The sequence below is a fragment of the Bifidobacterium porcinum genome (genome assembly GCF_055378475.1).
In genome coordinates, this window is record NZ_AP029603.1 from 816513 (window position 1) to 838444 (window position 21932).

The 21932-nt window shown below is 61.1% G+C and carries 17 protein-coding genes and 1 tRNA gene; 15 read left to right on the top strand and 3 right to left on the bottom strand.

Translation table 11 applies throughout. From position 1 onward, the window contains the following. The first annotated feature begins 63 nt into the window (after positions 1-63). From ACZ41G_RS03015 to ACZ41G_RS03085, 15 genes are all read left to right on the top strand, one after another. Complete coding sequence (locus ACZ41G_RS03015) at positions 64-1215, top strand: M20 metallopeptidase family protein (RefSeq protein WP_321046478.1); 1152 nt, start codon at positions 64-66, stop codon at positions 1213-1215. Positions 1216-1260: 45 nt separating this feature from the next. Beyond that, positions 1261-2958, top strand: a complete 1698-nt coding sequence (locus tag ACZ41G_RS03020) for an NAD+ synthase (RefSeq protein ID WP_321046470.1) — start codon at positions 1261-1263, stop codon at positions 2956-2958. Positions 2959-2982: 24 nt separating this feature from the next. Next, positions 2983-3171 (top strand): hypothetical protein, encoded by a 189-nt coding sequence (locus ACZ41G_RS03025; protein ID WP_015450292.1) that lies wholly within the window; start codon positions 2983-2985, stop codon positions 3169-3171. Positions 3172-3390: 219 nt separating this feature from the next. Further along, positions 3391-3873: a hypothetical protein gene (locus tag ACZ41G_RS03030; RefSeq protein WP_464145882.1), complete on the top strand. Its 483-nt coding sequence runs from the start codon at positions 3391-3393 to the stop codon at positions 3871-3873. A gap of 368 nt (positions 3874-4241) precedes the next feature. Continuing rightward, positions 4242-6617 (top strand): formate C-acetyltransferase, encoded by a 2376-nt coding sequence (gene pflB, locus ACZ41G_RS03035; protein WP_412171074.1) that lies wholly within the window; start codon positions 4242-4244, stop codon positions 6615-6617. A 158-nt stretch (positions 6618-6775) separates the two neighbouring features. Then, positions 6776-7687 (top strand): pyruvate formate-lyase-activating protein, encoded by a 912-nt coding sequence (gene pflA, locus ACZ41G_RS03040; protein ID WP_464146202.1) that lies wholly within the window; start codon positions 6776-6778, stop codon positions 7685-7687. Positions 7688-7869: 182 nt separating this feature from the next. After that, complete coding sequence (locus ACZ41G_RS03045) at positions 7870-8664, top strand: DUF3000 family protein (protein WP_464145884.1); 795 nt, start codon at positions 7870-7872, stop codon at positions 8662-8664. A gap of 242 nt (positions 8665-8906) precedes the next feature. Beyond that, positions 8907-10172, top strand: a complete 1266-nt coding sequence (locus ACZ41G_RS03050) for an HRDC domain-containing protein (protein WP_412171081.1) — start codon at positions 8907-8909, stop codon at positions 10170-10172. Positions 10173-10224: 52 nt separating this feature from the next. Then, complete coding sequence (gene tig / locus ACZ41G_RS03055; protein ID WP_441481679.1) at positions 10225-11595, top strand: trigger factor; 1371 nt, start codon at positions 10225-10227, stop codon at positions 11593-11595. A 221-nt stretch (positions 11596-11816) separates the two neighbouring features. Beyond that, positions 11817-12443, top strand: coding sequence for an ATP-dependent Clp protease proteolytic subunit (locus ACZ41G_RS03060; RefSeq protein ID WP_029576452.1), 627 nt, complete (start codon positions 11817-11819; stop codon positions 12441-12443). Between the two features lie 3 nt (positions 12444-12446). Next, positions 12447-13118, top strand: coding sequence for an ATP-dependent Clp protease proteolytic subunit (locus ACZ41G_RS03065; RefSeq protein WP_033505345.1), 672 nt, complete (start codon positions 12447-12449; stop codon positions 13116-13118). A 107-nt stretch (positions 13119-13225) separates the two neighbouring features. Next, entirely contained in the window at positions 13226-14758 is a 1533-nt protein-coding gene (gene clpX, locus ACZ41G_RS03070; protein ID WP_464145887.1) for an ATP-dependent Clp protease ATP-binding subunit ClpX, read from the top strand. A 119-nt stretch (positions 14759-14877) separates the two neighbouring features. Beyond that, a tRNA-Arg gene (locus tag ACZ41G_RS03075) sits at positions 14878-14951 on the top strand. A 606-nt stretch (positions 14952-15557) separates the two neighbouring features. Then, positions 15558-16967 (top strand): Na+/H+ antiporter NhaA, encoded by a 1410-nt coding sequence (locus ACZ41G_RS03080; RefSeq protein ID WP_412171070.1) that lies wholly within the window; start codon positions 15558-15560, stop codon positions 16965-16967. Between the two features lie 234 nt (positions 16968-17201). Further along, positions 17202-17939 carry an LOG family protein gene (locus ACZ41G_RS03085; RefSeq protein ID WP_464146205.1) on the top strand — a complete coding sequence of 246 codons (738 nt, stop codon included), beginning with the start codon at positions 17202-17204 and terminating at the stop codon, positions 17937-17939. Positions 17940-18212: 273 nt separating this feature from the next. Here ACZ41G_RS03085 and ACZ41G_RS03090 read toward each other — a convergent pair whose 3' ends face one another. The 3 genes from ACZ41G_RS03090 to ACZ41G_RS03100 all read right to left on the bottom strand — a co-directional run bounded on the left by ACZ41G_RS03090 (position 18213) and on the right by ACZ41G_RS03100 (position 21913). Further along, positions 18213-18899, bottom strand: coding sequence for an O-methyltransferase (locus tag ACZ41G_RS03090; protein WP_464146207.1), 687 nt, complete (start codon positions 18897-18899; stop codon positions 18213-18215). A 102-nt stretch (positions 18900-19001) separates the two neighbouring features. Beyond that, on the bottom strand, positions 19002-19958 hold the full coding sequence (locus tag ACZ41G_RS03095; RefSeq protein ID WP_412171068.1) for a succinate dehydrogenase/fumarate reductase iron-sulfur subunit: 957 nt from the start codon (positions 19956-19958) through the stop codon (positions 19002-19004). A gap of 53 nt (positions 19959-20011) precedes the next feature. Beyond that, positions 20012-21913, bottom strand: coding sequence for an FAD-binding protein (locus ACZ41G_RS03100; protein WP_464145890.1), 1902 nt, complete (start codon positions 21911-21913; stop codon positions 20012-20014). Positions 21914-21932 lie beyond the last annotated feature (19 nt).

Consider the following 21932-nt stretch of genomic DNA (forward strand, 5'->3'; position numbering starts at 1 on the left):
TACGAGGCACGGAAGGATTCACGATCAAGGGGAGGAACCATGGCATTGCACAGCGATGAACCGATGAACGAGCAGATCGAGCTCACTGATGATCTGGTCGCGATCAGACGTCATCTGCATGAGACACCGGAATTGAGTTTCAAGGAAGTCAACACCACCACATTCTTGACGAACAAACTGCGTTCGCTGGGCGTCGAAGTGCTGGACACGTCGCTGAGCACCGGAGTCATCGGTCTGATCGAAGGCGAGTACGGCGGTCCCCGTGTCGGTCTGCGCGCCGATATCGACGGCCTGCCGGTCACCGAGGAAAGCGGCGTGGAGTTCGCCTCGCGCAATCCGGGCGTCATGCACGCCTGCGGGCACGACATCCACATGACCAGCCTGCTCGGAGCGGTCGAATGGTTCGTCTCCCACCGCGACCGGATCAACGGCAGCCTGAAAATCGTGTTCCAACCCGCTGAGGAGACCGGGCGCGGCGCGAAATCCGTCGTCGATTCCGGCGCGGTGGACGATCTCGACGCGATGATCGGCACGCATAACAATCCGGACTATACGCCGGGCCAGCTGGCGGTCGGTGTTGAGCCGATGATGGCCGGATGCGTGAAATTCTACGTCGATCTGCACGCCGAAGGCACGCACGCCGGATACCCGCATCTGGGCACCGGTCCGCTGGAGGCGATGGCGTCGATGATCCTGTCCTTGCAGACCATCGTCAGCCGCAATGCGACGCCGTTCCACCCGCTGGTCGTCTCCGTGACGGAAGTCCACGGCGGTGACGTGTGGAATGTCGTGCCCGCAGAAGCCGGATTCCTCGGAACCGTCCGCTACTTCTACAAGGAGGACTCCCAGCTCGCCGAACGCCGGATGCGCGCGATCGTGGAACACACCGCCGCCGCGTACGGCATCAGCGCCGATTTCCGCTGGGATGATTTCCAGGACCCGCTGGTCTCCGACCCGTATCTGGCGAAAGCCGTCGCCAAGGATGTGCCGAACTATGCGGATCTGCAGCCGATCCACCCGTCCATGGCAGGGGAGGATTTCGTCGAGTTCAGCAAGGTCTGCCCGGTGGTCTTCGCCTTCGTCGGCTCGAACGGCGGTCCGGATCATCACGGCCTGCACAGCCCGAAGTTCATCGCCAAGGACGCAGCCGTCAAAACGGGCGCCGAGTTCTATATCAACGCCGCGTTGCGCGTGCTCGACGAAGTAGCGTTTTGATCCACAGGACATCTCGTTGTGCCATACCCTCATTATGCTGGGGGTATGGCACAGATTCGCATAGCACTCGCTCAGATCGATACCTGCGTCGGCGACCTTGAAGGCAACGCCGAGAAGACGCTGGAGTACGCGCACCGCGCGGCAAAGCAGCATGCGCAGGTGGTCGTATTCCCGGAGATGACCTTGACCGGGTACCCGATCGAGGATCTCGCACTCAGACGCACCTTCCGCAAAGCCGCGTGGGACAAGGCGAACTGGCTTGCCACAGAACTTGAAGCCGACGGATTGGGCGATGTGTATGTGGTCGTCGGCACGGTCGGCACCGACCATGCGTCCGACAAACCGCGCAACCGGCTCGTCGTGCTGCACGATGGCGTGGTCTGGGCGGGGTACGACAAGCATTTCCTGCCCAATTACGGCGTGTTCGACGAGTTCCGCATCTTCTCTCCGGGCGATCATTCAACCATTGTCGAAGTCGATGGCGTGCGGCTTGGATTCGCCATTTGCGAAGACATCTGGCAGGACGGAGGCCCGGTCGCCGAGCTTGCCGGCCGTGGCATCGACGTGCTGGTCACCATGAACGGTTCGCCTTACGAGGAAGGCAAGACCCACACGCGTTTCGATCTGGCCGTCCGGCGCGCGAAGGAAGTTTCAGCACCGGTGGTGTACGTCAATCAGGTCGGCGGTCAGGACGATCTTGTCTTCGACGGCGGCAGCTTCACCGTGGACGCCGACGGCACGCTGCTGCAACGCTCGCCTATGTTCGTGGAGGATCTGGGCCTGTTCGACTTCGACACCGACGCCGAGCGTCAGACGACTGGGGGCATCGCCCCGGCGCCAGACAAGGACGAGGAGGTCTACACCGCCTGCGTGCTCGGGCTCAAGGACTACATGCGCAAGAACCATTTCAGCGGCGTGTGCCTGGGCCTGTCCGGCGGCATCGATTCCGCGCTCGTAGCGGCCATGGCCGCGGACGCCTGCGGAGGGGCGAATGTATGGGGCATCTCCATGCCCAGCATGTACTCCTCCGACGGTTCGAAGGACGACGCGGCTGACCTTGCGGCCAACATCGGCGCCCACTATGACATCCAGCCGATCGAGCCGCTGTTCGTTGCCTACCAAAACCAGCTGCATCTCGAGGGTGTAGCCGCCGAAAACCTCCAGGCGCGCATCCGCGGTGTCATCGTCATGGCGTATTCCAACTCAAAGGGTGTGCTCGCGCTCGCCACAGGCAACAAATCCGAACTCGCCTGCGGATATTCGACCATCTACGGCGACGCCGTCGGCGGGTACGCGCCCATCAAGGACCTGCTCAAGACCCGTGTATGGGAACTCGCCCGGTGGCGCAACGAGGCTTGCGCGCACGGCATGGGCATCGGTGGGCTGCATATCGTCGGGAACGAAGCAGGGGAGCACGGCAAGCCCGCCCCGAACGACATCATTATCCCGGTCAATTCAATCACCAAGGCTCCGAGTGCTGAACTTCGCCCGGGACAGAAGGATTCCGACTCCCTGCCTGAATATGCGTTGCTCGACCAGGTGCTCGCCGCATACATCGAACACGCCCACGGCCGCGCCGATCTGCTGGCCGACGGCTTCGATGAGAAGACCGTCGATACGGTGATGCGGCTCGTCGACCGCGCCGAATGGAAACGCCGTCAGTACCCGCTCGGCCCGAAAGTCACTGCGCTCGCCTTCGGGCGCGACCGCCGCTTGCCGGTGACGAGCGCGTTCCGCGAGTAAGGTACTCGTATCGGGAGGATGCATATGGCTGACAAGCAATGGTATTTCAATATGGTCACCGGGCAACCGGAATACGGTATGATCTCGCCTGATTCGCAACGTATGGGGCCGTACCGGACCCGGCAGGACGCGCTCGACGCGTGGAAGATCGTCAAGGAACGCAACGCCACGTGGAACGAGCAGGACCGCCAGTGGAAACGCTGGGGCAAGTAGCCGCATCTGCGCCCGCCACCGACGCTGAGTGATTCGTGAGCGTCGGCTGCGGACGTCGGCAGCCGGTCCCGTTCCTGTTTCTGCCGACGTTGGGACTGTGGTGAGCGTCGGTAGTGGGTCGTATTCCTGTTTCTCTACCGACACTGGTGACCTGTATGCGTCGGTAGAAGGTTGTGCCGACGTTGACTGGTTCGTGAGCGTCGGCAGAAACAGGGCGGGGTGGTATTGGATGCTGTCGACATCGTCGAGACGGCAGAGCAAAGTCACGAAATCTCTCTTCGAAAGCATCATTCCGAGATTTTTTCAGATTTCGCGACGGCCCCCTCATCTGGCCATCAGTCCAGAATCGTTGAAATTCCAAGCTTTTTCGGGGCCGGGCTTCGGTGCCTCGGTGTCGTTGAATCTCAATTTCTCTTGAAATCCGCCCTTGGAAGTGAGATTTTGAGACTTTTTCCTCAAAAACTCTCTGGATCGGGGTCCGGGGAAGAGGGGGAAGAGATATTGAGATTCCTGATGGGTGAGCGCGAAGATCGTGACCCGCGCGCAACTGCCGCCGACGCAAGCGGCACGGATGGGGATGAGAGAGCGCGAAGAGTCTGGCCTGCACGCGACGTCGAAGTCGTCACACGTGCTGTGCTGCGCAATTCAGACACGTTTGTACGATTCAGTCACGTTGCGGATTTTGGCAGTTTTGGCGCATAGCCGTCGAGGAGCTGAATGCATTGCATCATACCTTGACGGCCGTGCGATTGCACGCCTGTCGGATGTCGTGCTTGGCTCGTCCGGGAGAACTGCCGGATTCGCCTGATGTGCGCGGGAACTCCCACGTTGATTCGAGACTTTATCGTCCGCCGAGCGATTCCCGTACCGGCACGCACAAGACACGTCGGATGGCCAATACCGCCATGCTCGCCGTTCCGTCTGATCGCCTCGAAACAAGCCGACGCCGCTCCACCCGATTGTGATATAAGTCACGTCCCCGCCCGACACGACGCCATCATCATGGCACTACAATAGAAGTCAAACGCAGCGTAACGGTGCGTTGCGCCGACAGACACCAAGGAGTGGATATGACAGCAGTTGACCAGACCGCTCTCTCCCAAGAGGAACTTGAAGCCAAGGCATGGGACGGCTTCAACGGCGGACATTGGCAGCAGGACATCGATGTTCGCGACTTCATCCAGAAGAACTACACCCCGTACGAGGGCGATGAGTCCTTCCTCGCTGATGCCACCGACAAGACGAAGCACATGTGGAAGTACCTCGACGACAACTATCTCGCCGTCGAGCGCCGCCAGCGTGTCTACGACGTGGACACCCACACCCCGGCCGATATCGACGCGTTCCCGGCCGGCTACATCGAGAGCCCGGAAGTCGATAACGTGGTGGTCGGTCTGCAGACCGATGAGCCCTGCAAGCGCGCGATGATGCCGAACGGCGGCTGGCGCATGGTCGAGCAGGCCATCAAGGAAGCCGGCAAGGACCCTGATCCGGAAGTCAAGAAGATTTTCACCAAGTACCGCAAGACCCACAATGACGGCGTGTTCGGCGTGTATACGAAGAACATCAAGATCGCCCGCCACAACAAGATTCTCACCGGTCTGCCGGATGCCTACGGCCGCGGCCGCATCATCGGCGACTACCGCCGTGTGGCCCTGTACGGTGTGAACACGCTGATCAAGCTCAAGCAGCGCGACAAGGATTCCGTGCCGTACCGCAACGATTTCACCGAGCCGGAGATCGAGCACTGGATTCGCTTCCGCGAAGAGCATGACGACCAGATCAAGGCACTGAAGAAGCTCATCAACCTCGGCAACGAGTACGGCCTCGACCTGTCCCGCCCGGCGCAGACCGCGCAGGAAGCCGTCCAGTGGACGTACATGGGCTATCTCGCCGCCGTCAAAAGCCAGGATGGCGCTGCCATGAGCTTCGGCCGCAACTCCGCGTTCTTCGACATCTACATCGAGCGCGACCTGAAGTCCGGCAAGCTCGACGAACAGGGCGCCCAAGAGCTCATCGACCAGATTGTCATGAAGCTGCGCATCGTGCGCTTCCTGCGTACCAAGGCCTACGACCAGATCTTCTCCGGCGATCCGTACTGGGCCACTTGGTCCGACGCCGGTTTCGGCGACGACGGCCGCTGCATGGTCACCAAGACCTCCTTCCGCCTGCTTAACACGCTGACGCTCGAGCATCTTGGACCTGGCCCCGAACCGAACATCACGATTTTCTGGGATCCGAAGCTGCCTGAAGCCTACAAGCGCTTCTGCGCCCGCATCTCCATCGACACCTCGGCTATCCAGTATGAGTCCGACAAGGAGATTCGCTCCCATTGGGGCGACGACGCGGCCATCGCCTGCTGCGTGTCCCCGATGCGCGTCGGCAAGCAGATGCAGTTCTTCGCTGCTCGTGTCAACTCCGCGAAGGCCCTGCTGTATGCGATTAACGGCGGCCGCGACGAGATGACCGGTATGCAGGTCATCGAGAAGGGCGTCATCGACCCGATCAAGCCCGAGGCCGACGGCACGCTCGACTTCGAGAAGGTCAAGACCAACTACGAGAAGGCCCTCGAATGGCTGTCCGAGACCTACGTCGAAGCGCTGAACATCATCCATTATATGCATGACAAGTACGCGTACGAGGCCATCGAGATGGCGCTGCACGACAAGGAGGTGTACCGCACCCTCGGCTGCGGCATGTCCGGCCTGTCCATTGCCGCCGACTCGCTGTCCGCGCTCAAGTACGCCAAGGTGTACCCGGTCTACAACAAGGACGCGAAGGACACCCCGGGCCACGAGAAGGAATATGTCGAAGGTGCCGATGACGACCTGGTGGTCGGCTACCGCACCGAAGGCGAGTTCCCGATTTACGGCAACGACGACGATCGCGCCGACGACCTCGCCAAGTGGGTCGTTTCCACGGTCATGGGCCAGGTCAAGCGCCTGCCGGTCTACCGCGGTGCGGTCCCGACCCAGTCGATTCTGACCATCACCTCCAACGTGGAGTACGGCAAGAACACCGGTTCCTTCCCGTCCGGCCACAAGAAGGGCACCCCGTACGCCCCGGGCGCGAACCCGGAGAACGGCATGGATTCCCACGGCATGCTTCCGTCGATGTTCTCGGTCGGCAAGATCGACTACAACGACGCGCTTGACGGCATTTCGCTGACCAACACCATCACGCCTGAAGGCCTGGGCCGCGATGAGGACGAGCGCATCAACAACCTCGTCGGCATCCTCGACGCGGGCAACGGCCATGGCCTGTACCACGCGAACATCAACGTCCTGCGCAAGGAGCAGCTTGAGGACGCCGTCGAGCATCCTGAGAAATACCCGCACCTGACCGTGCGTGTCTCCGGCTACGCGGTGAACTTCGTCAAGCTCACCCGTGAGCAGCAGCTCGACGTGATTTCGCGCACCTTCCATCAGGGCGCTGTCGTCGACTGACCCTGTTCGCCCCTCGGGCGGCTGAAGCAGGCGTGTGTGGCATGACCGCACGAGCCGCATGACTGGGGGCGGGGCCGAAAGGTTCCGCCCCCAGCCGTTTCCCGGTGCCATATGCGGCACGGGTCATGACAAGGAGGACAATGATGTCATCGACAGATATGCAATCGCAATCGCGGACAGAGCCCACGGCCACCGGTTCCCAGGGATTTCATACGACCACGCCACATATGCTCAAGACGTCCAAGCAGTATGCGAGTCAGACCCTGATGGGCGGATTGTCCGGCTTCGAGTCACCGATCGGCTTGGATCGTCGAGACCGTATCGAGGCGCTTCATACGGGCGATATCGGTTTCGTACATTCGTGGGATATCAACACGTCCGTTGACGGTCCGGGCACACGGATGACCGTGTTCATGAGTGGATGCCCGCTGCGCTGCCAGTACTGCCAGAACCCTGACACCTGGAAGATGCGTGACGGCCAGCCGGTCTATTTGGAGGCGATGATCAAGAAGATCGACCGCTATCAGGACCTGTTCAAGTCCACCGGCGGCGGAATCACCTTCTCGGGCGGAGAATCCATGATGCAGCCGGCCTTCGTGTCACGCGTGTTCCGCGCAGCCAAGGAGATGGGCGTGCACACCTGCCTTGATACTTCGGGCTTCCTCAACCGTAACTACACCGACGAAATGATTGAGGATATCGACCTGTGCCTGCTAGACGTCAAATCCGGTGACGAGGGGACCTACCACCGGGTGACTGGGGGAGTGCTCGCCCCGACTATCGAATTCGGGCAGCGGCTCGCCGCGGCAGGCAAGAAGATCTGGGTGCGATTTGTGCTCGTTCCGGGCCTTACCGACGACCCGCAGAACGTGGAGAATGTGGCGCGCATTTGTGAGACTTTCGGCGATGCCGTTGAACATATCGATGTGCTGCCGTTCCACCAGCTAGGACGCCCGAAATGGCACGAATTGCGCATCCCATACCCGCTTGAGGATGCCAAGGGACCGGACGCGAAGCTCCGCGCCCGTGTCGCCAGGCAATTCGAAGATCACGGCTTCAAGGTGTACTGACACCGTTGATGCGTGCCGGGTGTCGTTGGTATGCGCGACCCCCGTGTTGAGCTGACGTCGTTGCTGTGCGTGACTTTGTTGTTGCTTGTGACTGCGTTGTTCCGTGCATGCGTTGTTTCGTGACCTCGTTCGGTACGGGGTGTCGTTTACCGCAATCGCATGAAACGCCCTAACCTGTAGCCATGGCACAGATTTTCTCATTCCCGGGTGGATTTTCCGGCCGCGGTTCTTCAGGCGGCTTTGGACGGTCAAATACCCGTCGCCCGCCGAGACGCCCCGACGGAATACCCGACCAGGTGTGGGAAGCGGTGTTGTCGGTCTATGGCACTCCGCAGATACCCGGCGTCCATTGGCATGAGGTGCCGGTGCCGCACTCCATCGCGGATTACGGGATTGGCGTGGGCATCGTCTGCGTTGCCGATGCCTCAGAACCTGCTGGCGGTCGTGGGGATTCGCAGCCTTCGACCGCCGCTCGGCACGTTGCTTCGGATTCTGATCCCTATGCCGGTGGTGATCGTAGTTCGCGCGATATAGGCGGTTTCTCCTATGGATTGGGATTGCATCGTTTTGCCGAGGACACGGCATGGGGCTGGATCACTTTGCTGTATTTCGACAATCCTCCGCGCGGATGGAACTCGCACTGGCGTTGCGTGGGATTCTGCCGCATGCCAATCAACCAGTGGGACGGCGGTTTCGCAGAGCATCACACCACACGGTGTTGGGAGACGGTCAAAGGCCGACTGGTCGATGCCGGTACGGACGCAGATTCCATCGCCGGCACGGTGACAGTCAGTCATGACACGTCCTTTGGCACGGCGGACAGCGAAGTGCCGTCACGATTCGAATTCCGTGTGTCGTGGACCCCGCCTGCCAGACCGGGTACTGCGCTCGACACGGTCGATGCGGGCTTCCAGATCTCCATGTGGTCGAGACTGCTGATGGAAGGGCTGTGCCGGGCACCGATGGCTCAGCGTTGATTCGTTGATTCAATGTCGTTGCCGGTGCTGAGGCCGCGTGCGGAACCTATGCTGCATCCTACGGTCAACGGTGACGGTACTATGTCGTATCGGCGCGCGGGTGGCGGCCCGCTGCACCGGAACGTACGACGACAAGGAGTGCAGACGCAGTGAGCGTTCGACCGACGGATACCACCAGAGTGGGCGGCCCATCATGGGCGGTGACGGCCAGCGGCGACCCACGGTTCCATGGTGAACCACATCTGTTGGCTGAACCAAGAGCGGGCGTGCCCGACATCATCGACACTTTGGATGGCTTTAAGCGCTACTGTGAGTTGCTGTCTGAAGGCTCCGGCCCGTTGGCTGCCGATGCCGAACGCGCTTCGGGATACCGGTACGGCCACGAGGACTGGCTGGTTCAGTTCAAACGCGAAGGCGCGGGAATTGGTTTGCTTGACCCGGTGACATTGGCCGAGCAGGGGGCGGATTGGTCGCAGTTCAATGACGCCGTAGGAGATGTGACATGGATTCTCCATGATTCCATGCAGGATCTGCCCGGATTTTATGACATCGGCATGCGCCCCCAGCGGCTGTTCGATACGGAAATCGCCGCGAGATTGCTGGGATTGCACCGATTCGGTCTGTCCGCGGTGACGGAATACTACCTGGGAATGACGCTCGCGAAGGAACACTCCGCCGCGGATTGGTCATATCGTCCGCTGCCGCGCGATTGGCGCAACTATGCCGCGCTCGATGTCGAGCTGCTCGCCGAGCTGATGGACCATATGTCCCGTGACCTCGTGCGCCAAGGTAAGGACGAGTGGGCGCGGGAGGAATTCGCCTACGCCCTGCGCGAAGGACTTCAGCCGCGTAAACCCCACCCGGTGCCGTGGCTTCGGATCTCGCATATCAACGTTCTGAGCCATGACCGGCTTGGCCAGGCGGTCGCCAAGGCGCTTTGGGAACAGCGCGACCGGCTCGCCCGGCAGTATGACATCGAGCCGGCGCTTTTACTGCCCGATTCGGCCATCATCGAGGCAGCCCGTAAGAAACCGCACAATAACCGTGAATTCCGGGCCATTCGTTCGCTCAATGAACGGGTGCGTATCCATACCGGCAGCGAGCAGGACAAGATGTTTGAACGGTACGCGCCAATCCAGCGGTCCATCAAGCCCTCGTTGTGGAAGACCACGATCCAGCAGGCGCTCGATTTGCCCGCCAGCCAGTGGCCAACCATGCCGCAGCCCCAGCATGACGCGCAGACCAACGCACCGCGTTCCATGAAATACTGGCAGATCCACCATCCCGGCCGCTATGACACGCTGCAGCAGGTCAGACGTGTGATTCAGCAGATTGCTGAAGACACCCACACCCCGGCCGATGTCATCATCAAACCGCAGATCGTGCGCAACCTGTGCTGGACGGATCATCCAGAACGCCGTGACGTGGCCCGCTTCTTCACTGAGCAGGGCGCGCGCGACTGGCAGGTGCGGCTGCTTGCAGCGTCCGTAAGTCGCGTTATCATGTAACGGTTGCCTTATACGGCAGAAGAATGCATACTCGTCAATCAGGAGCGCAAGCGTGAAAATCAGCGTTAGGAACCTCGAGCCGACCAAGGTGAAGCTCACCATCACCGTCGATCCGGAAGAGTTCGACCCGTATCTCAACGAAGCCCGCAAGGAAATCGGCAAGCAGATCAACGTCCCCGGCTTCCGCAAGGGCCATGTGCCCGGCAAGGTCATCGACACCCGCGTCGGTTTCGGTGCCGTCGCCGGCGAAGCCGTCAACCAGGGCGTGCCGGAGCTGTACTCCAAGGCCCTCGAAGAGAAGAAGATCCGCCCGATGGCCCAGCCGGAGTTTGACGTGCAGGACGTCCCGGCTTCCGCCAAGGACGACACCAAGCTCAAGTTCACCGCGACCGTGGAGCGCCGCCCGGACATTGAGCTTCCTGAGCTCGACGGCATGACCATCGACGTGCCGGCTGCCGCCGTCACCGACGAAGACATCGCCAAGCGTCTTGATTCCCTGCGTCAGCGTTTCGCTACGCTGGTCGGCGTTGATCGTCCGGCTGCGAAGGGCGATTACGCGAATATCGACCTCGACGCCCAGATCGACGGCAAGTCCGTGGATTCCCAGGAGGGCGTGAGCTACGAGCTCGGTTCCGGCACCATGCTGGACGGTCTGGACGAGGCTCTCGAAGGCCTGTCCGCCGGTGAGGAGACCACCTTCGAAGGCACGCTGGAAGCCGGCGAGCATGAGGGTGAGAAGGCTCAGATCAAGGTGAAGGTCAACTCCGTGAAGGCTGAGGAACTGCCTGAGCTGGACGACGATTTCGCTCAGGAAGCCTCCGAGTACGACACGCTCGACGAGCTCAAGGCCGACGTGCGCAAGGCCGCCGAGCAGGACGCCAAGGGCCGTCAGGCCACCGAGGCTCGCGACGCGTTCCTCGCCAAGTTGCAGGACGGTCTCGACATCCCGGTGCCGAAGGGCGTGAAGGCCGAACTGCTCGAGCAGCAGCTCAAGAACAACGGTGTGGACGCCAAAAAGGCCACCAAGGAGCAGAAGGACGAAGCTGAGAAGGAAGTCGAGAAGGAACTTCGCGACCAGATCGTGCTTGACACCCTCGCCGAGAAGCTTGACGTGAAGGTCTCCCAGATGGACGTCACGAACTTCCTTGCTTCCATCGCCCAGCAGTACGGTATGGATCCGAGCGCCTTCATCAACGCGATCGTGCGCAACGGCCAGCTCGGCTCCGCTGTCCAGGAAGTCGGCCGTTCCAAGGGCATGCTCGCCGGTATGCGCGCCGTGTCCTTCACCTCTGACGGCCAGCCGCTCGACCTGAGCGAGTTCCTCGGCGACACCCCGGAGAACGAGGAAGAGGAAAGCGTCGAGGCGGCTTCCGCAGCTGCCGCAGTGGCGGACGAACTTTCCAACGATAAGGACGCTGAGTGACAACACGCACGCGTGCGTGAGGCACCGTCGAGAGCGAGGCATCGCTTGAAGCATGCGCGCCAGCGTGTGGCCTTGTTGCTGTGAATGATGCGGCGGCCCGGACAATCCGGACCGCCGCATCTGCGTACCCGGGCGATGCCATGCGCTGACCGCGCAATCCTCGGCCGGCGTCGATTCGAAGCGGTAGGCTGAGGACATACGATTTACCGAAGGAGACAAGGTTGAGCAATTCCAGTGCAATCCTGCCCGTCATGGCCGAAGATGACGCGCCCGCAGGACCAACCGACCCGATTTTCAACCGGCTGCTCAAAGAGCGCATCATCTGGTTGGGCTCGGAAGTGAAGGACGACAACGCGAATATCATCTGCGCCCAGATGCTCATGCTCGCGGCCGAAGATCCGAAGAAGGACATTTGGCTGTATATCAATTCGCCCGGCGGCTCCATCACCGCCGGTATGGCGATTTACGACACCATGCAGCTCATTGAGCCCGATGTCGCCACCGTGGCTGTTGGCATGGCGGCGTCCATGGGCCAGTTCCTGCTGAGCTCCGGTACGCCGGGCAAGCGCTTCATCACCTCTCACGCCCGTGTGCTCATGCACCAGCCGTCCGGCGGTATCGGCGGCACGACGACGGATGTGCGCATCAACGCCGAACTCATCATGGATATGAAGAAGACGCTTTCGGAACTGACCGCGAAGCAGACCGGCCACACAGTCGAGGAAATCTACCGCGACAACGAATACGACCATTGGTTCACCGCCCAGGAGGCGCTGGACTACGGTTTCGTCGACAAGATCGTGACCACGCCGGGCACGATGAATTCTGACGCAGTGAAGGGGGAGTGACGTATGGCAAGTGAAGAGGCACGATTCGTTCAGCGCGCGCAGCGTCTCGCAGGCCCGCAGGGCTTCGGCGGGTATCAGCCGCAGGACCGGTATGTACTGCCGCAGTTTGGTGAGCGCACCCCGTACGGCATGAAGACGCAGGACCCGTACACCAAGCTGTTCGAGGATCGCATCATTTTCATGGGTGTGCAGGTTGATGACACGTCCGCGGACGACATCATGGCCCAGCTGCTGGTGCTTGAAAGCCAGGACCCGAACCGCGATGTGATGATGTACATCAATTCCCCGGGTGGTTCCATGACTGCAATGACCGCGATTTACGACACCATGCAGTACATCAAGCCCGACGTGCAGACAGTGTGCCTGGGGCAGGCGGCGTCCGCGGCGGCAATCCTGCTGGCGGCTGGCACCAAGGGCAAGCGCATGATTCTGCCGAACGCGCGCGTGCTCATCCATCAGCCGTCCATCGACCAAGGATTCGGTAAGGCCACGGAGATTGAGATCCAAGCCAAAGAGATGCTTCGCATGCGTGAATGGCTGGAGAACACGCTCGCCAAGCACACCGGCCAGGATGTCGAGAAGATCCGCAAGGACATCGAGGTGGACACCTTCCTGACGGCCGAAGAGGCCAAGGAGTACGGCATGGTCGATGCCGTGCTTTCTCCACGCAAGTAGCGTGACGGACGATACCCCCGGCGGCAATGCGTCGGGGGTATTCTCGTATACTGGGGTACGCTGTGCCGTATGTGTCGCATCGCGTCGGCCGCACCAAAGGAGGTTTCATGAGCCGGGTCATCAGCTATCAGGACGATATTCGGCAGTGCACGTTCTGCGGAAAAACCGAACGTCAGGTCCGCAAACTGGTCGCCGGCCCCGGGGTCGCCATCTGCGACGAATGCATCGCGTTGTGTGTTGAGATGATCGGCGATGAGGAACGTCGCGACGCCGAGCACAATGCGCTGGACGTGCCAAAACCCGCGCAGATCATGCATTATCTCGACACGCATGTCATTGGTCAGACGGAGGCGAAACGCACGCTGTCGGTGGCGGTCTACAACCATTACAAGCGCGTCAACATGGAGCTTCAGGAGGCCGCTGCCGGAACGGAACGTCGGCAATTGGAACTTTTGCACAACGCGGGAGAAGGACACGCTGCTCCAGATCCGTTCGCTGATGTTCGCGTCGCGAAATCAAACATCCTGATGCTCGGCCCTACTGGTGTCGGTAAAACCTATTTGGCACAGACATTGGCCGATGTCATGCATGTGCCGTTCGTCATCGCGGACGCGACCACGCTCACCGAGGCGGGGTATGTCGGCGATGATGTCGAAACTGTGTTGCAGCGGCTTATCCAGGAGGCCGATGGAGATCTGGAACACGCGCGGCACGGCATTGTTTATATCGACGAAATCGACAAGATCGCGCGTAAAAGCGGAGAGAACACGTCCATCACCCGTGATGTGAGCGGGGAGGGCGTCCAACAGGCGCTGTTGAAAATCCTCGAGGGGACGGTTGCGACCGTGCCGTTGGAGGGTGCGCGGAAGCATCGGGAGCAGGAAAGCGTCCAGATCGACACGCGGGATATCCTGTTCATTTGCGGCGGTGCGTTCGTCGGACTGGCTGATATTGTTGCGCAGCGTGTAGGCGCGCATGAGAGCGGTTTCGGCGCGTCATGGCACGACCATGAGCCTACACAGGATGAATTGCTGGCGCAGGTGAATGCAGACGATTTGGAGGCCTTCGGGCTGTTGCCTGAGTTTATCGGCAGACTGCCGGTGGTGACGACCCTGCACGCCTTGGACTGCAAGGATCTTGAGCGGATTCTCACCGATCCGGCGAATGCGTTGGTCAAGCAGTATCAGAAGTTGTTCTTGGTGGACGGGGTGCGGCTCGATTTCACGCCTCAGGCGATTGAGGCGATTGCAGAAACCGCCATCAGGCAGGGGACAGGGGCCAGGGGACTGCGTTCAATCATCGAGCATGCGCTTGAGGGTACGATGTATGACTTGCCGCAGATGCAGGGTGTTGCCCGGGTTGTGGTGGATGCCGACGCGATTGCGGGGACTGGTAAACCGGTGTTGCTTGCGGATGGGGAGAGCCTTGAGGACGCTCGTGTTGCACTGGACGATCAGGTGGCCGGTGGTGTGGCTGGTGTCGGTGATGCCGGTGGCGCTGGCGGTTCCGGTGGTGCGGGTGGCTCCCGTAGTTCGGACGATACCGGAGCTTTGAGCAATGAGGATGCCGCGCCGACGGCTGATATCGCGATTATTCGTCCAGAACATCGTGGGGAACAGTCCGGCTCGCGTCGTGCTTGAACGGACGAAAGCCCTACTGTTATAAGGCGACACGCCGAAAGTTGGCATTCTGGCAACCCTGTTGTATATTAATGGAGTTGCCGGAAACGAGCTGAGAAATCAGTGAGAAGAAAGCACATGCGCCAGTAGCCCAATGGATTAGAGCAGCTGACTACGGATCAGCAGGTTGCAGGTTCGAATCCTGTCTGGCGCACAAACAAGCCCTCGGATTCGTCCGAGGGCTTTTGCGTTGTAGGGGTATCGGCCGAGGAATATAGGCCAAACAGGCGGTGTCGGGGGTGTACCCGGCCAATAACCCCAATACTCCAGAAACCGGTTCCTCTCACAAACTGTCTACGCTGGAAGAGCCATTAGCGTTGAGAGGTTGAGAGTTTGTATGGCTTCTGAATCTGGTTGTGTCGGGGAAGTTGTTTGCGTAACCAGTTTGTGCTGTTTCGCAATCTGGTTACGCTGAGAGGCTGGTTCGCGTAGACAGTTTGTAGAAAGATTGGCCGAAACGGCGGCGCGGGGGCAGCATTCTATGGATTGTGTATGTCTGGGTACGTGCAAACGGAGGAAACACCGCGGAGGACGCTGGGATTCGGCGGCATCTGTCAGATTGTGCATGTCCGGGCATACGGCCCGCCCAGTCACATCATCGGCACCACGATTTTTCCTATACGCCGATTCTCCTAATGCGCCCGCGTATCCGACACGGCATGGCGTGTCAGCTCCGGGCGGAACAGTTCACATACCGTTTTTTACAATGGATGCATATGTGTTCCGCATGCCACAGGCATCATGGTACGACGGGAGTGATATGACACAGCGCAACAGGGGAGTATGGACGACTATCAGGCGCATTGCCGCCTCGGACCGGATATCCGGCTTGATTATGCTCGGATTCGCCCTGCTTGGCTTCCTGTTGGCGAATCTGCCGTGGACGATGCACGGCTTCGAAGCGGTGGCCGAATACACCATCGGCATTCCGGGAACTAATCTCATGCTGCCAATCAGCCACTGGGCGCAGGACGGCCTGCTGACCGTCTTCTTCCTCATGGTCGGGCTTGATTTGAAACAGGAGCTGACCACTGGCTCGCTCGCGAATCCCAAAGCCGCCGCCGTCCCGATGCTGTGCGCGGTGGGAGGCATGCTGGTTCCGCCCATCCTGTTCGTTGCGGTGATTGGCCTGTATTCGCAATTCGCCCCTCCGGCGCCCGGCAGCATGACCATCGCAACCGGCGCGGTTGTACCATTCGGTACCGCTTCCCACGGTTGGGCGGTTCCGACCGCGACCGATATCGCGTTCTCCCTGACGGTTCTCGCCTTGTTCGCCAAGGCGTTGCCCGGCTCGATCAGGGCGTTTCTGATGACACTTGCGACGGTTGACGATTTGCTCGCCATCATTCTGATCGCCGTGTTCTTCTCCTCGCTCAACGCCTGGTATTGGTTCGTCGGCATCGCCGTGTGCGCCGCCATCTGGTACGTGCTGGTCCGCCGCAAACGTGTGCCGTGGCTGGCGGTCGGTGCTGTCGGAATCCTCGCATGGGTCATGATGTTCGAAGCTGGCGTTCATCCCACGCTCGCGGGTGTACTGGTCGGCTTGCTGACCCCGTCGCGCGAGATGTACGGCGAGGCCACGCCGCGCGCCGAACGTTATCATGACAAACTGCAACCCTTCTCCGCATTGCTCGCGTTGCCGGTGTTCGCCCTGTTCGCCACGGGCGTGCATATCGGATCGCTGTCGCTGCTGCTGTTTGTTTCCCCGATTGTCGTCGGCATCGTGGTCGCCCTCGTGGTCGGCAAACCGCTTGGCATCATGCTTACCGCTTGGCTTTCGACGCGATTCGGCGGGCTGAGCATGCCGAAGGAGCTCAAGGTTCGTGACCTGTTCCCGGCGGCCTGTGCATGCGGAATTGGCTTCACTGTGTCGTTCCTGATTGCCACGCTCGCCTATACCGATGCCGAGCTGTCCGCAGAAGCGCGATTTGGCGTGCTGCTGGCTTCGCTGCTCGCCGCGGCGGTGTCGAGCGTGTTGCTCAGCCGGCAATCGAAGCGTTACGAGCGTCTTGCACAATCAAGCGCTGAGGCCGTTGGCGCCCATACGCCGGCAGTTGCCGTGGAGGAGCCGGGTCTGCTGCCTGACGGCACGGAGATTGTCAGCAGCAGGGTGTTCCCTGAAGAGCGGATACGCGCGTACCGGCAGAGCCACCCGCGCGCAGGACACTGAGGAGCAATCATGACAGACATGCGGAAGGAACCGTCGCAGGTATCATCATTCCAGCAAATCGGGCATCAGCAAACCGGAGATGAGCCGGATAATGGGATTGAATCCAGAACTGAGACTGGACGTGACGAAGGTCACGGGCGCAACACTCAATCCAGCACTGGGAACAAGTCCGCACATGAGCTCGTACATGGGCAGCCTGTGCACGAGCCAGCCCATGAGGCCGGAGACGAGCAGATGACGTACATGTCCGGCCCTGTCATGCTTCGTGGCCGTATGATTCCCGAAGAGAGCGCGACCGCGAATCTGCTGCGCGACAACCAGCCGACCGACTGGCTGCATATGGATCCGTGGCGTGTGTTGCGCATTCAAGCCGAGTTCGTCGACGGATTCGGAGCGCTCGCCGAACTCGGCCCGGCGATCAGCGTGTTCGGATCCGCCCGCACGCCGCAAGACGATCCCGCTTACCAGGCGGCACGCGCGATGGGCCGAGGCATCGCGAAGGCCGGGTATGCGGTGATTACCGGGGGAGGACCGGGCATCATGGAAGCCGCGAACCGCGGCGCCAGCGAAATGAACGGCAAATCGGTGGGGCTCGGCATCGAACTGCCACGCGAGCAGGGGCTCAACGAATGGGTGAACCTCGGCATGAGCTTCCGCTACTTCTTCGTGCGTAAAACCATGTTCATGAAATACTCGTCCGGAGTCATCGTCTGCCCCGGCGGATTCGGCACCTTGGATGAGATGTTCGAACTGCTCACCCTCGTACAGACGCACAAAGTCAAATCCATTCCGATTGTCCTGTTCGATACGGCGTATTGGCGCGGATTATTCGATTGGGTCACGACCACGGTCGAGGCGCGACGGATGATTTCGCCGCTCGACCCGCATCTGGTGCGGTTCACCGATGACCCTGATGAGGCCGTGCGTATCGCGCTCGGCGTCGAGCGGGCGGACGAGACGGTAAGCGAATAACGCCCCCGGAATCCCGTAAGATCTTTCAATGGCGCAATCTTGGCTTTCTGCGAAAGACGGTGGAGTATAGGAGCGGCGTGTACAGGAGCGCGAGGTCACGTCTGCTGCCGATTGCGGAAACTAACCTGCAGCGATGTTAGCCGGCGGCAATAACCTACAACAGACTACCGGCAACAGGCAACGCTGACAATCAGCCGGACAGTTCAACTCAGCCGGTCGGCGTCCAGCGCGCCGTTCTTCAGCCTGGATCACGGCAGCTTCCAAGCTGCGTCTTCAGCGTTTGACGGCGAGCAGCAGGCCTGTACCGCTGGGGGTGAGCGTGCTTTCGAACCGTTCGTCCTCCTCGACATCAGCAAGAAGCTGTCGCATGGCGCCGGCTTTCCTCGTGTCAGGCGCGTCATCCATGCCCACGCCGTCACCCGCAGCGTAGTCAGCCGTCTGCCCGGCGAGCGCGAGGATATCCGTGAACGCGATGATCCCGCCCTTGTTCAACAGACGAGGAGCCTGCTCATAGGTCGCACGATAGTTGTCCACATCGCCGGCCACGACGATGAGATGGTAATCAGCGGCATTCAGCCGCGGCAGGAACACCTTGGCGGGGGCGCTGACCGCCCGCAAGGATGCCTGCGTACTGTCGGCCAGTTCGCGCAGCAGGCTGCGGATCATGGCGATGCCCTGCGCCGACGAGTCAACGGCGGTCAGCTGGCCGTGCCCGTCCAATCCGTCAAGCAGCTGGTAGGTTTCCACCACCGCGCCGGTGCCGACCACAATCACGGATGTCGCGCCCACCATATGCTCGAGCGCTCGCAGCAGCTCCGCTTGCGCCGCCGACCCTTGAGGAATGCCAGCTTCGGTCGCATCGGCCCTGGCTCTCGCGAGACCGGGGGATTGACGCTCAAGAGCGTGGTCTTCGACATTGGTCCAGATAGCGGTGAGTGGTGACTGTGGTGTGTGTTCCATGACATTTGTCCCCATGAGATGGATGGTGCCGGTGACGGCATGGGGTGTGCCGCCGCCGGATGCGGATTGCGGAATGTGCCGCGTCCCGGCGTTCCCGGACGCTCAGCGTTCCTTGACTTTGGCGATGAGCTGCCAGATTTCCTCGCCGACATCAATACCGCGCGGGCAATGACGTGAGCAGGCGCGTACCGACTGGCATGCCGCGATGCCATCCGCGGTGTCGATTGCGTCCATACGCGCGTCGGCCGCGGTATCGCGCGAATCATTGATGAACCGTGAAGCCGTAATCAGGGCGGCTGGTCCGATAAACGCTTCGCCGCCGGCGAACACCGGACAGCTGCCCTCGCATACGCCGCACGCGATGCAGTTGCTCAGCGTTTCATACGCGGCGAGTTGTTCCGGCCGTTGCAGGTATTCGAACACGTCGATTTTGCCGTCCTTCGTGGTGGCGAGCTTGCCGTCCGCCTGCAGATACGGTTTCAGACGCTTGATTTGCTCGATCATCGGGTCGATGTCGGCGATCAAGTCACGCTGCACAGGGAATCCCGGCAGTGCCGACAATTCAATGACAAGAGGTGAGCCATCATAGGCACCTGAGACACCTGAAGTACCTGAGATGTACGCGGCGTTGTCGGCGGGGTTGGCATCCGTTTCCGTCGTCTTACGGAAACCCTCGGCGTCGGTGGTGTTCTGCGCGGTTTGGGCAACCGCCCAGTCCTTGACTTTCGCCGTGCACAGCAGCGTCGGGGTGCCGTTGATGGCGACGGCGTCCGAACCGCACATGCCGTGTCCGCAGGAATAGCGGAACGCGAGGCTTGGATCCTGCGTGCGTTTGATATCAAGCAGGCAATCCAGGATTGTGGTGTCCGGTAGTACCGAGAGCAGATAGTCCTGGGTCCACTGTTTGCCGCGAGGACGCCTGCGTGCCGTCCCCGAGCCGAAGGGAGATCCCTGTTTCGCGAACGGGCTGCCGGAGCGAGGGCGATTGCGTTCGGGGCGCGGGGTGAACCGATGCACCCGCAGCGTCACTTGGACACGGGTCCCGTCATTGCCATTCATTGCCAGCCTCCTGTTGTCAAAACCGAATATAGTGTGCCACGAGCGGTGCCCGATTAGTATTCGCGTGCCTGTGGAGGCATGTCGAGAATATGCACGGGCTGCCAGGTGACCGTACCTGTGCTGGCGACCATCGAGTGGGCGAGGTACTGCTTGTCATCGCGGTCCGGGTAGTCGGTGCGTTTGAGCGATCCGCGGGATTCATGCCGCGCGTCCGTGGCACGCAGCATCGCCTTGGCGAGTTCCAGCAGATGACGAACTTCCCAGATGGCTGTGACCTCCTGATTGAACGCCGGTGAGTCGCTGTGCGTATGCAGTGTGCGCGCCCGCTCGGCGAAATCCTCGTCCACCAGTTGTAAGGCCTCGGCGATGCTGTCATGATTGCAACGGACTGCAAGTGCGCGTTCCATGGCGGAGCCGAGGTCTGCCAGTAGCTGGTAGGCGTTGTCGTCTTGCAGGGTTTGCGGTTGCGGTGACGCTTCGCTTCCTGTGTTTTCACCGGCTTGTCCGGTCGGTTTGAGCAGGCCGGCGAGCTCCGTTCGGCGCGTTTGCGCGGTGGTTTCGACGGCGTCTTGGGACGGGTCCTCAGCCGCCACGGCATTATCATCCGGGCTCGCAACGGCATGAGAATCGGCGATACGCGCTGCCACGGCAGCACCCGCGCGCTGTCCGAACAGACAGGCGTCCAGCAGGGAGTTGCCGCCGAGACGATTCGCGCCGTGGACGCTCACGCAGGAGCATTCACCCGCGGCATACAGGCCCGCGACCTTATGCCGAGCGCCGTCCGCCCAAGTGTAGACTTCGCCGTCAGTGGTGATGGGGATACCGCCCATCGTGTAGTGGGCAGTCGGTTTGACCGGCACATAGTCCTTGGTCGGATCGATGCCCGCGTAATCCTCAATGGTTTCCACGACTTGGGGGAGTACGGCGTGCATATGCTCCGGGTCGATGCCGGTCATATCAAGCCAGACGCAATCGCGCGGGCCCTGCGGGTCCTTCGGATCGGCGACGCCGCGGCCGGCGTCGATTTCCGCCATAATGGAGCGACTCACCACGTCACGCGCTGCGAGGTCGGCGTGTCCAGGCGCATAGCGCTGCATGAACGCTTCGCCGTCGCTGTTGCGCAGCACGCCGCCTTCCGCGCGCGCCGCTTCTGAGATGAGGATGCCGGTATGGGCGAGCCCGGTGGGGTGGAACTGCACGAATTCGCTGTCTTCAAGCTGCAGACCGGCTTCAAGGGTGAGCGCCATGCCGTCGCCGGTCAGATCCCACGAGTTCGACGTGGTATGGAACAGGCGCCCGGCGCCGCCTGTGGCGAGCAGCACATTGCGTGCATGCAGCGCGTGCACCTTGCCGGTGTGCGTGTCGTAGGCGACGACGCCCTCCACACGCTCGTGGCGCTCGTCGAGTACCAGATCGGTGACATACCATTCCTCGGCGAACTCGACACCTTGCGCTATGCACTGCTGCCACAGGGTATGCAGAATCTGATGGCCGATGCGGTCCGCCGCATAGGCTGCGCGCGGCACCGGCTGTTGACCGAAGTGTGCGGTATGGCCGCCGAACTTGCGTTGCGCGATATGCCCGTCGGCGGTGCGCGAGAACGCGACCCCCGAACGTTCGAGATTGATGACGGTGGCGGGCGCCTCCTGTGCGAGCAGCTTCGCCGCATCCTGGTCGACCAGCCAATCACCGCCTTTGACTGTGTCGTAATAATGCCAATGCCAATCATCCTCGGACACGTTGCCGAGGCTCGCTGCGATGCCGCCTTCCGCGGAACCGGTGTGCGAACGTAAGGGCTGGAGCTTGGAGACCACCAGGATCTTCGGCGCGCGCCCCTCCTGCGTCATCTGCGCGATGCGTTCCGAACGCAGCAATCCGAGCGCCGCGGACAATCCGGCGGCACCCGCTCCAACAATCAGGGCATCGTACATCTGTTCCACATGTTTCGGACTCATACCTTCGATTCTCGCACAA